This is a genomic window from Actinomycetota bacterium (genome assembly GCA_030774015.1).
In the GTDB taxonomy this organism is placed as follows: domain Bacteria; phylum Actinomycetota; class UBA4738; order UBA4738; family JACQTL01; genus JALYLZ01.
Genome location: JALYLZ010000117.1, coordinates 81,133 through 91,820, shown reverse-complemented (window position 1 = coordinate 91,820; position 10,688 = coordinate 81,133). Strand labels below are relative to the sequence as shown.

The 10,688-nt window shown below is 71.6% G+C and carries 9 protein-coding genes; 5 read left to right on the top strand and 4 right to left on the bottom strand.

The window, feature by feature from the left end; all coding sequences use genetic code 11:
• On the bottom strand, positions 1-934 hold a 934-nt coding region (locus M3Q23_11745), incomplete at its 3' end, for a polymer-forming cytoskeletal protein (GenBank protein MDP9342738.1).
• Positions 935-1,687: 753 nt separating this feature from the next.
• Positions 1,688-1,909, bottom strand: coding sequence for a hypothetical protein (locus tag M3Q23_11740; GenBank protein ID MDP9342737.1), 222 nt, complete (start codon positions 1,907-1,909; stop codon positions 1,688-1,690).
• Positions 1,910-2,058: 149 nt separating this feature from the next.
• Here M3Q23_11740 and M3Q23_11735 point away from each other — a divergent pair, with 149 nt between their 5' ends.
• The gene (locus M3Q23_11735) at positions 2,059-4,425 is read left to right on the top strand and encodes an EAL domain-containing protein (GenBank protein MDP9342736.1); all 2,367 of its coding nucleotides are present in this window, start codon (positions 2,059-2,061) and stop codon (positions 4,423-4,425) included.
• 194 nt (positions 4,426-4,619) lie between these two features.
• Complete coding sequence (locus tag M3Q23_11730) at positions 4,620-5,831, top strand: adenylate/guanylate cyclase domain-containing protein (GenBank protein ID MDP9342735.1); 1,212 nt, start codon at positions 4,620-4,622, stop codon at positions 5,829-5,831.
• Here M3Q23_11730 and M3Q23_11725 read toward each other — a convergent pair.
• Positions 5,791-6,228, bottom strand: coding sequence for a helix-turn-helix transcriptional regulator (locus M3Q23_11725; protein MDP9342734.1), 438 nt, complete (start codon positions 6,226-6,228; stop codon positions 5,791-5,793). The two genes, M3Q23_11730 and M3Q23_11725, sit on opposite strands and share 41 nt — an antisense overlap.
• Before the next feature lie 75 nt (positions 6,229-6,303).
• On the opposite strand from M3Q23_11725, the gene M3Q23_11720 reads away from it, so the two are divergent.
• The gene (locus M3Q23_11720; GenBank protein MDP9342733.1) at positions 6,304-7,110 is read left to right on the top strand and encodes an MBL fold metallo-hydrolase; all 807 of its coding nucleotides are present in this window, start codon (positions 6,304-6,306) and stop codon (positions 7,108-7,110) included.
• A gap of 30 nt (positions 7,111-7,140) precedes the next feature.
• Here the strand turns inward: M3Q23_11720 and M3Q23_11715 are convergent, their stop codons facing one another.
• Positions 7,141-7,935, bottom strand: a complete 795-nt coding sequence (locus M3Q23_11715; protein MDP9342732.1) for an SDR family oxidoreductase — start codon at positions 7,933-7,935, stop codon at positions 7,141-7,143.
• 89 nt (positions 7,936-8,024) lie between these two features.
• On the opposite strand from M3Q23_11715, the gene M3Q23_11710 reads away from it, so the two are divergent.
• Positions 8,025-8,792 carry an adenylate/guanylate cyclase domain-containing protein gene (locus tag M3Q23_11710; protein ID MDP9342731.1) on the top strand — a complete coding sequence of 256 codons (768 nt, stop codon included), beginning with the start codon at positions 8,025-8,027 and terminating at the stop codon, positions 8,790-8,792.
• Entirely contained in the window at positions 8,729-10,678 is a 1,950-nt protein-coding gene (locus tag M3Q23_11705) for a hypothetical protein (protein MDP9342730.1), read from the top strand. The genes M3Q23_11710 and M3Q23_11705 overlap by 64 nt, the downstream gene beginning before the upstream one ends.
• Positions 10,679-10,688 lie beyond the last annotated feature (10 nt).

Genomic DNA, 10,688 nt, shown 5'->3' with positions numbered 1-10,688 from the left:
GGCCGGCCGTGAGAACGGCCACCGGCCGCCGGGCCCGCCAGGTGGCCACGGCCATGAGTCCCAGGCCGAACAGCGCAGCGGCGAACCAGATGATGGCGCCCACGATCGGGAAGAAGCCTACTCCGCGCAGGATCGCCCATCCCACCAGGAACGCCGGGTAGCGGCGGAGGCTCCGGCCGTGCCGCGACGGGCGGATCAGGGCCCGGCCCAGTGCCCACGAGGTCCAGACGTAGCCGACGGCGTACAGGAACGCCAGGGCCAGCAGCAGCCCGACCCCGAACGGGATGCCGACCAGGGTGACGATGGCGAGCACGGCCAGGATCGGAAGGCCCACGAACAGGGCCGCACCCCATCCGGTCGCGGCGCCAGGCGCGGAGGTGGACACGGCCGCGATCGCGTCGGCTCCCCGCGGCGCCAGCAGGAGCAACAGCACGCCCAGCAACAGGGTGGAGAGCGAGATGGCGAGCCACACCGGGAACCGGGCCACCACGGTCCCGGGCGCCGCGAACCGAAGGATCGTTCCCGTGTGCAGCCGCCCGTCGATGGCCGAGCCCACCTCCGTGACGGCCCGCCCCCGGCCCACCCAGACGTCGCCGGTGACGTGGGCCCCCCGCAGGAGGGTGACCGTCCCGTCCAGGGCCGCCACGTCCCCCTTCACCAGGCCGGAGACCGTGACGGGCCCGTCGAACACCACCACGGATCCCCGGACGATCCCCTCGACGTTCGCGCTGCCGTGGACCACCACGACGTCGCGAGACACCTCACCCCGGCGAACGTGGACGTCCCCCGACAGCACGACCTGGACGTGCGGCGGCGGGGCGGTCGCGGATGCCGGGGAACCGGCGGCCAGGGCTCCCGCGGGAACGACGGAACCGACCAGCGCGGAACCGAGCACGACCGAGCCGAAGAGGAAGGATGGGATCAGGCGACGCACCGCGAGCATCCTAGCCGCGGCGTTCAGCCGGACGAACGACCGAGGGCAACGGTCCGCCGGACGACCCCCGAGGGGTCAGGCGCTTCGCGCGGGCCGCGTTCGGGCCGGCATCCAGGTCCACCCGCGCGCCTCGTCCCGCACGAAGGAAGCACCGCAGCCGGCGCACGCGTACACCTCGTAGCGGACGCCTGGGCCGATGTCCACTCGCTGGACCCTTGTGAAGCGGCGCGTCTCGCCGCAGTGCGGGCAGGCTTCGTCCGGCATGTCGAGCGGAGGTGTTCCCTCCATCTTCGGTTTCGAATCATCCATATGCCCGGGGCTAAGGATTTTCGGGCGTCGATGCCGATACTCACCGTAGATGCAGCCGGCCGATGGTCTCGATCGCGCCGCCGGGCCCAGCCGCGCCCTGGTGGGCCGGGTCGCTGCCGTCCTCCTGCTGGCCTCGGGCGCCATTACCGCGGTCACCCTGCCACTTGCCGGCGGGCCCGGCGTCAACCGGCCCGCCCTCCTGGCGGTCTCCGCGGTGGCGCTGGCCACCGGCATCGGAGCGTGGCTCGCCCCCTGGGGCCGGTGGCCGAGGCGGGCCAGCCTGTGGCTGGTGCCGCCCGCCCTGGCCCTCATCGCGGCCGGGAACGCCTACGGCGGCACGGCCATCTACACCTACGGCGTGTTCTTCGTGGTGGTGTTCGCGTGGGTCGGCATCGGCCACCGGCCGTGGACGTCGCTAAAGCTCTCCCCGCTGGCCGCCCTGGCCTACGTGCTGCCGATCCTGGCCCTGCCCGGCGAGCACGGGACCGGCCTGGGGTCGGCGGCCGTGGTCGTGCCGGTGGCGGTGCTGGTGGGCGAATCGGCGGCGTGGCTGACGATGTCGCTTCGGCGGACCGCCGGCGAGCTCGGTCGGAGGACGGCGGAGCTCGAGCTGATGCGGGAGATCGCCACGGCGTCGAACGAGGCCACCTTGGTGGAAGAGGTCATCCGCCGGGCCCTCGACCTCGTGTGCGGGCACACCGGATGGCCGGTGGGCCACGCCTTCGTCCTGGACGAGGAAGGCCGCCCGGGGCGGCCTGGTCTCCTCGGGGGTCTGGCATCTCGCCGACCCCCGGCGCTTCGAGACGTTCCGGGCCGTGACCGAGGCCACCCGGACCGGGGGGGCGGTCGGCCTCCCCGCCGAGGTCCTGGCCACCGGCGAGCCGGCCTGGGTGACGGACCTGGCCCGCGATACCTCGTTCCTGGACGGGACCCTCGCGGGGGAGCTGGACATCCGGGCAAGCTTCGCGTTTCCGGTCCTGATCGAGCGGGAGGTGGTGGCGGTGCTGGAGTTCTTCGCCGACCGGCCCGCCGATCCGGACCCCTCGATGCTGGAGGTCATGGCCGACGTGGGGGCCCAGCTGGGCCGGGTGGTCGAGCGCAAGCGGGCCGCCGAGGCCCTGCGGTCGGAGGAGATCGCACGCCGGGCCCTGCACGACTCGCTGACCGGCCTGCCGAACATGACCCTGTTCACCGATCACCTCAGCATGGCCCTGTCGCGCCTGAGCCGCCACCCCGGAACGGTGGGCGTGCTGTTCGTGGACCTCGACCGCTTCAAGGCCGTGAACGACACCTATGGCCACGCGGCCGGCAGCGCGCTGCTGATCCAGGTGGTCCGCCGGCTCGAGCAGATGGTCCGGCCCACCGACACCATCGCCCGCTTCGGCGGGGACGAGTTCGTGGTCCTGTGCGAGGACCTCCCCGGCAAGCAGGAGGCCCTCCGCATCGCCGAACGCATCACCGGGGCCCTGGCCGAGCCGTTCGACGTGGACGGCCGGCGCATCTCCATCTCGGGAAGCGTGGGGCTGGCCATGTCCCACGAGCCCGGGCGCGATCCCGAGGAGCTGATCCAGGACGCGGACACCGCCATGTACCGGGCCAAGCGCCACGGGCGGGCCCGCTACGAGCTGTTCGACGGCCGGATGCGCTCGCAGGCCCGGGGGCGCCGGCGCGTGGAGACGGCCCTGCGCGAAGCGCTGGAACGCGACGAGCTGCGGCTGTACCTCCAGCCGGTGGTCCGTCTGGAGGACGAAGCCGCGGTGGGCGCCGAGGCGCTCGTGCGGTGGCGCCATCCCACCCGGGGCCTGCTGGCACCCCCGCAGTTCCTGCTGGTGGCCGAGGAGTCGGGGCTGATCGTGCAGATCGACCGCTGGATGCTCCAGCACGCCGCCGCCTGGCTGCGGAGCGCCGGAAACGCCGAGGGTGGGGGCGAGCCGATCTGGGTCAGCCTCAATCTGTCCGCCCGTCAGTTCGAGCGGGCCGACCTGGCCGAGGTGACCGCGAAGACGATCCGCTCCGCGGGCATCGACCCGGCGTCGATCTGCCTCGAGGTATCCGAGAGTGCGCTGGTGGAGGACCCCGAGGGGGCGGACGGCCGTCTGCGTGCCCTCAAGGAAGTCGGGGTCCGTCTGGCCGTGGACGGGTTCGGGACCGGGTTCGCCTCGCCCGGATTCGTGAACCGGTTCCCCATCGACATGCTGAAGCTGGCCCGACCGCTGATCGCCGGTCTGGGCTCCTCGGGGCGGCAGACCGCGATCGTGGACGGAATCGTGCGCATGGCAGGTGCGCTCGGCCTCCAGACCGTCGGCGAAGGCGTGGAGACCGAGGAGCAGGCCGCGGCCTCCGGGCGATCGGCTGCCAGATGGCCCAGGGCAACCGATGGAGCCGCCCGCAGCCGGCGGAGTCGTTCGCCCGCTTCCTGGAGCGCCGGCGTGTCGGGCAGGACCGCCGCCAGGACGCCCGGCAGGACGCGTAGCCACAGACGGCAGCAACCGCCCTCCGGCGTACACTTCGCCGCCATGCGGCGGGAGGACCGGGTCGAGCGGGACTTCTGGTGGCGGACCGGCCTCTACACGGTGGGAACCGTGGCCCGAGCCTGCTTCGACGTCCACTTCGCGGGGACGCACAACATCCCACGGAAGGGACCGGCCATCCTGGCCTCCAACCACATCAGCGTGATCGACCCGGTGATCATCGCGCTGGCCCCCTCCTACCGCGGCCGGACGGTCCGGTTCCTGGCCGCGGCCGAGATGTTCGAGAAGCCGCTGATCGGGACGGGGCTTCGGCTGATCAAGCAGATCCCCATCCGCCGGGGCGAGCGCGACTTCAAGGCGCTGGAGGAAGCGGCGGGCGTCATCGCCACTGGAGCGCTGGCCGGAATCTTCCCGGAGGGCGGGGTGGGCCCGGGGCCGCTCCAGCCGGGCCGGCGCGGTGCGGCCCGCATCGCCCTGTCCGGCGGCGTTCCGTTGATCCCGGTGGCCGTGTGGGGAACCCACCGTAGGTGGCCCCAGTTCGGGTTCAGGGTGGCGCCGCCGTGGCGGCCCAGGGTGGCGGCCGTGTTCGGCCCACCCATCACGCCGGTGGGCTCGGCGCGGAACCCGCACGACGTCCACGAGCTGAACGACCGCATCATGCGCGAGATCGCCCAGGCGCTGGACCGAGCCAAGCGCATCGCCGGCCCCTGAGGGCGGGCGAGCCTTTCCGCGGGCGCGGCCAGCGGCGCACGGCGGAGAGCACGACACCGACCCGGCTCAAAGATTTCCTGGCACGCGCGTTGACCCGCTGAGTGCCCGATATCGTCCATAACAGGCCCCGTCGATCGGAGCCAATGCCGTCGGAGAGCCTCGGACGAGATTGGCGCGGGCCGTACCATGCGGCCATGGAGGAGCTCACCTGTGAGGAGGTGGCGCGCCGGGCCGGCGCGGCGCCCGAGGAGATCGACCGGTTCGCGGCCCTGGGCATCCTCTCCAGCCGCAACGAGCCGTTCCGGTCTGTCGACGTCACCCGAGTCCGTCTCCTCCAGGCCTTGGAGCAGTCCGGCATCCGCCCAGAGGACGTGGGCACGGCCATTGCGTCCGGCGAGTTCTCCTTCGCCTTCGTGGACGCGCTGTTTCCCGAGCAGAACACCGCTGCGCTCTCGGACCGCGACTTCGAGGAGCTGTGCCGGCAGTTCGGAGTCCCCTTCGAGTTCCTGCAAGACGCCTACGCGGGGCTCGGTCTCCCCCAGCCGACGCTGAAGGACCGGGTCCGCCAGGACGATCTGGACATGGCGCCCGTGCTCCAGGCCATCCGGGGCATGCCGGTCGCCGGGACCGAAGGGGCCATCGCGCACGCCGCGCGGTTCTGGGGCGAGAACCTGCGGAACCTGACACGAGCGGAGCTCAACTTCTTCGAGACCTACGTGATGAACCCGCTGTTGCGTTCGGGGCTGCCGGAGCAGCAGATGCTCGAGATCGCGCTGCCGCAGGGCCAGATGGCCCAGGAGCTCGACGAGCGGGTGCTGGTGTGGCTGCACCGCCGGCACGTGGAGCAGGGGATGATCGAGTCGGTCCTCGAGCACGTCGAGGCGGCCATCGAACGGACGGGGGCCATTCGCCGTCCGCCCCGCCACGTGCCGGCGATCGGGTTCCTGGACCTGTCCGGGTTCACCGCGCTCACCGAGGAGCGGGGCGACGAGGCCGCGGTCGACCTCACGGTGAAGCTCTCCGACCTCGTTCGGTCGGCGACCCGCCGCCACGGCGGCAGGCCGGTGAAGTTCCTGGGTGACGGCGTGATGTGCTACTTCGCGCGGCCAACGGAGGGTGTCCTGGCAGCCCTCGAGATGGTGCGGGAAGCGCCGAGGGTAGGCCTCCCGCCCGCCAGGGTGGGACTGCACGCGGGCCCGGTCATCGCCAGGGACAGCGACTACTTCGGAAGGACGGTCAACATCGCCTCACGCGTGTCGGCCCACGCGCAGGCCGATCAGGTCGTGGTGACCGAGGACGTCTACACCCTGTGCGACTCGGACGACGTTCGCTTCGAGCCGCTCGGATCGGTCGCGCTCAAGGGCATCACGGCTCCCGTCGCCCTGCACCGGGCGACATCGGCCTAGCAACGACGGCAGGAACGCTGCTGGACGCGTCGTACATCTCGCGGGCGGTGATCACCCGCTCCATGTGAGCTACGGCCCAGTCACGGATCGTCGCGATCGGGTCGACCAGCTCCTTCCCGAGCTCGGTGAGCGAGTACTCCACCCGGGGTGGGATCTCCGGGAAGATCTCCCGCCTGACGAGTCCGTCCCGTTCCATCGCACGAAGGGTCTGCGTCAAGACCTTCGGGCTGATCCCGCGGACCAGCGACAGAAGCTGACCGAAACGCCGCTCCCGCTCCTCGAGGGCGCCCACGATCAACACCGTCCAGCGATCTCCGATCCGGCTCAACAGCTGCCGGGTGGGACAGTTCGGATCGTACGGATCCCACGGGCCCTGGAGCTTCGTTCCCGGTACCAGGTCAGTTTCCACAGGGAAATCATACCACTTTGAGGTCACTACTTCCCGTTGGGAATTAGCCAAGGGTACCGTCGGTTGCGCACGGCGATGCCCTCGATCGGCGAGGGCGAATGGGAGGAGGACCCCATGGCCGACCTGAAGCTCGATGTGTTCGTGGGAGGCGACAACGCCTTCAACGTGACGTCGACCATCGTGTCCGGTGAGCGCGACGCCGTCGTGGTCGACGGGCAGTTCACCCGGACCGACGCGGAGCGGCTTGCCGAGACCATCAAGGCCACCGGCAAGAACCTGACGGCCGTGTACATCACCCACGGGCACCCGGACCACTACTGGGGGCTCACCACCCTCAGGGCCGCGTTCCCCCAGGCTCGGTTCGTCACCGCGCCGGAGGTGATCGGCGTGATCGAGGAGACCCTGGCTGCCAAGGTGGCGCAGTGGGAGCCGCTCGACGGCGACGTGATCGACCTCGAGGGCAATGAGCTCCGGATCATCCACCTCGGACAGGGCGACGTCCACGACTCGACAGTGGTGTGGATCCCGTCGATTCGCGCCCTGGCCGCCGGGGACGTCGCCTACAACGGGACCCACGTGTGGCTCGCCGAGGCAAACGCCGACGAGCGGAAGGAGTGGATCGCCAACCTCGAGAAGCTGGCCGGCATGGACCCGGTCACGGTGGTGGCGGGCCACAAGGTGCCCGGGACCGACGACGAGGCGAGGCGGGTCCTGTTGGACGAGACCCGGGACTACGTAGCCGCCTTCGACGCCGCGGTCGAGCAGGGCTCGCCCAAGCAGGAGCTCATCCAGCGCGTCACAGCGAAGTACGGCGACCGGGCACTACCCATGATCCTGGACATCGCGGCCGGTGCCGCCTTCCCCGGGTGAACCGTAAGCCCGGGCTGGCGAGGCAACTTGTCATCTCGTGGGGACCGAGCCGCAGGTGATGTTCGCGGCGCCGGCGGTCATGGCGCTGGCCTGGTCCGAAGCCACGAAGGCGGCCACGTTCCCCACCTCGGCCAGCGACGTCAGCCGGTTCAGCATCGTCTTCCCTCGCAGCCACGCGATCAGCTCATCGCGCGTCATGCCCTTTCCCGAACCGGTGCCGTAGTCGAGGAAGCGCTCGATGTCGGCGATGGCCTCGGGGAGGCCGGTCGTCTGGAGCCAGACGACGCGGACGCCGAGCGGCCCGAGTTCGCATGCCCACTGCCGGCACAGGCTCTCGATGGCGTCGAAGGTGACCCCCGTGCCTCCGACCTCCGGGATCACCTGCCGGGCCGTCGTCGCGGTGATCGCCATGATCACGCCCGAGCCCCGCTCGACCATGTGCCGAGCCGCGGCCCGCCCGGTCAGGAACTGTGCGCGCATGGCCGTGGTGATGGGGCGAGCGAAGTCCTCGTAGTCCATCTGCAGCAGGGGCGTCCCGTGGACGTCCCCATGGCTGATCGCGTTGAAGGAGATGTCGATTCCCCCCGCCTTCTCGGCCACGGCGCGGGCGTGCTCCTCGACGGCCCGCTCGTCGAGGGCATCGACCTCCGCCGCCTCGGCCACCCCTCCCGCGGCGGTGATCGCCTTGGCCACCCGGTCCAGCGTGGCAACGGTCCGGCCGGCCAGGAAGACCCTCGCCCCCTCGCGGGCGAAGGCTCGGGCCACCGCGCCACCGACCGAGCCGCCCCCTCCGTAGATCACGGCGTTCTTGTTCTCGAGCAGCACGTGCGTCCTCCCTGTGCGCCGAATCGATCGAACGACGGGCCAGCATAGGCGCATCGGCTCCGGCGCCCGACGCTACATTGCGCTCTGACATGGCAGAGCTGCCCACCGGGACGGTCACCTTCCTGTTCACCGACATCGAGGGCTCCACACGCCTACTTCAGGAGCTCGCTGACCGGTACGCGGCGGTCCGCGACCAGCACGCGGCGATCGTCCGACGGGCCGTCGCCGCGAACGGCGGCGTCGAGGTCAGCACGCAGGGGGACTCCTTCTTCCTCGCGTTCCGCAACCCCGGTGGGGCGATCGAGGCCGCGGTGGCCGTCCAGCGGGACCTGGCCGCCCACGACTGGTCCTCGGGTTCACCCGTGAGGGTCCGCATGGGCGTCCACACCGGAGAAGGCGTGCTGGGCGGGGACGACTATGTCGGCATCGACGTGAACCGGGCGGCGCGGATCGCCGACGCGGCGCACGGCGGCCAGGTCATCGTCTCCGACGCCACCCGGGGGCTGGTGGAGCGCACCCTCCCCGACGAGGTCTCCCTTCGGGACCTCGGGCAGCACCGCCTCAAGGACATCGTGCATCCCGAGCATCTGTACGCCCTGGTGATCGAGGGGCTGCCGGCCGACTTCCCGCCTCCCCGGACGCTCGACGCCCGTCCCAACAACCTCCCCGCCCAGCTCACCTCGTTCGTGGGCCGGGAGGAGGAGATCGCCGAGATCAGGGACCTCCTGGCCCGAACCCGGCTCCTCACCCTCACCGGCGCCGGGGGTCCGGGAAGACCCGGCTGGCCCTGCAAGTGTCCGCGGCTGTCCTCACCGAATTCGGCGACGGGGCGTTCTTCGCGGACCTGTCGTCGTTGACCGATCCCGCCCTGGTTCCCTCGGTCGTGGCCCGGGCCCTGGGGGTCCCGGAGGCCGCCGGGCGGCCCATCCTCGAAGTCGTCCAGGATCACCTCCGCGATAAAGACCTCCTCCTGGTCGTCGACAACCTCGAGCAGGTGGCGGAGGCGGCCCCCGTGATCGAGGAGCTCCTCACGGCCGCCCCGAACCTGAAGGTCCTGGCGACCTCGCGCGTCGTGCTGTCGCTCCGGGGGGAGCAGGAGTACGTGGTGCCGCCGCTCGAGCCCCCCGATCCCGAGCGGCTCCCGGATCTCCTCACCCTCGGCCGGTTCGACGCGGTCCGCCTGTTCACCGAACGGGCCATCGCGGTACGGCCCCGGTTCCGGATCACGAAGGAGAACGCCCCGGCGGTGGCGGGGATCACCGCTCGGCTCGACGGCCTTCCGCTGGCCATCGAGCTGGCGGCGACCCGGACCAAGGTCCTGACGCCCGAGCAGATCCTGCCCCGTCTCCAGAAGCGCCTGTCCATCCTCACCTCCGGGGCGCGGACGCTACCCGAGCGCCAGCGGACCCTCCGCGGCGCCATCGCCTGGAGCCACGACCTGCTCGACGATGCCGAGCGACGCCTGTTCGCCCGGCTGTCGGTGTTCGCCGGGGGGTGGACCCTCGAGTCGGCCGAGGCGGTGTGCGCCCCGGAGGAGCTCGGCCTCGATGTCCTCGAGGGACTGACCTCGCTGGTGGACAAGTCGCTGGTCCGCGGGACCGAGCTCCCCGACGGCGAACGCAGGTTCTCCATGCTGGAGACGATCCGGGAGTTCGGGCAGGAGCAGCTCGCGGCCGGGGGCGACCTGGACCTGATCCTGCGGCGCCACGGCGAGCACTTCCTCCACCTTGCGGTAGAGGCCGAACCCCACCTCACGGCCGACGACCAGATCCCGTGGCTCGACCGGTGCGACCGGGAGCACGCCAATATCCGCAACGCCCTCCGCTGGGCCATCGAGACCGGAGCGGCGGACCGGGCCCAGGAGTCCGCCGCCGCGCTGTGGCGGTTCTGGCAGCAGCGGGGGCACCTGGCCGAGGGCCGGCGGTGGCTCGACGAGATCCTGGCGATGCCGTCGGGTCAGGGGCCGACCGCGGCCCGGGCCAAGGCCCTGATCGGAGCCGGAGGGATCGCCTGGTGGCAGCAGGACCGCGAGGCGGCCGGAGTGTTCTACGGGGAGGCGGTGGCCGTCGAGCGGGAGCTCGGCGACCCCGCCCGCACCGCGGAGGCCCTGTACAACCTGTCGTTCGTGGCGGCCGGGGACGACCTCGCCGCCGCGGGCCCCTTGCTGGACGAGAGCCTCGAGCTGTTCCGCCGGGCGAACGACGAGCGCGGGGTGGCCCAGGTCCTGACGCTGCTCGTGATGCCGGACGCCGAGGCCGGGCGGTGGGACGCGGTCATCGACAGCCTCGAGGAGGTCGTGGCCATCTGGCGGCGGCTGGGGGAGCGCCTGCACCTCGCATTCGACCTCCTGTGGCTGTCCTTCTCCCACGGCCGCGTCGGCCACCGGCGGGAGGCGCGTTCCGCCGGCCTCGAAGCGTTGGAGCTGTTCCGCGAGGTCGACAACCGCACGGGGATCGGGATCACCTTCACGGACCTGGCGTTCCTGGCGACCTGGGAGGGGCGGCACGAGGACGCCATCCGGCTGGCCGGCGCCTCGGAATCCATCAAGGAGCAGGTGGGTGGGCCCCCGGGTGCCATCGGCGGGTTGCTGGAAGGGGATCCGGTTGCGGAGGCCCGCGCGCATCTCTCGGAGGGCGCGGCCGACCGGGCCTGGGAAGAGGGCCGCGCCATGACCGTGGACGAGGCCGTGGCCGTCGCGAGGCGGGAGCCCGGGCTCGAACCCGACGGGCCGGCCGGCACGTAGGTCGACTTCG

Bases quoted from the DNA above. Each gene is read 5' to 3' on its own strand.
- M3Q23_11730 (MDP9342735.1), top strand. From the start codon at position 4,620: ATGGAGGAGCTCACCTGTGAGGAGGTGGCGCGCCGGGCCGGCGCGGCG.
- M3Q23_11740 (MDP9342737.1), bottom strand. From the start codon at position 1,909: ATGACCTCTTCCACCAAGGTGGCCTCGTTCGACGCCGTGGCGATCTCC.
- M3Q23_11710 (MDP9342731.1), top strand. From the start codon at position 8,025: ATGGCAGAGCTGCCCACCGGGACGGTCACCTTCCTGTTCACCGACATC.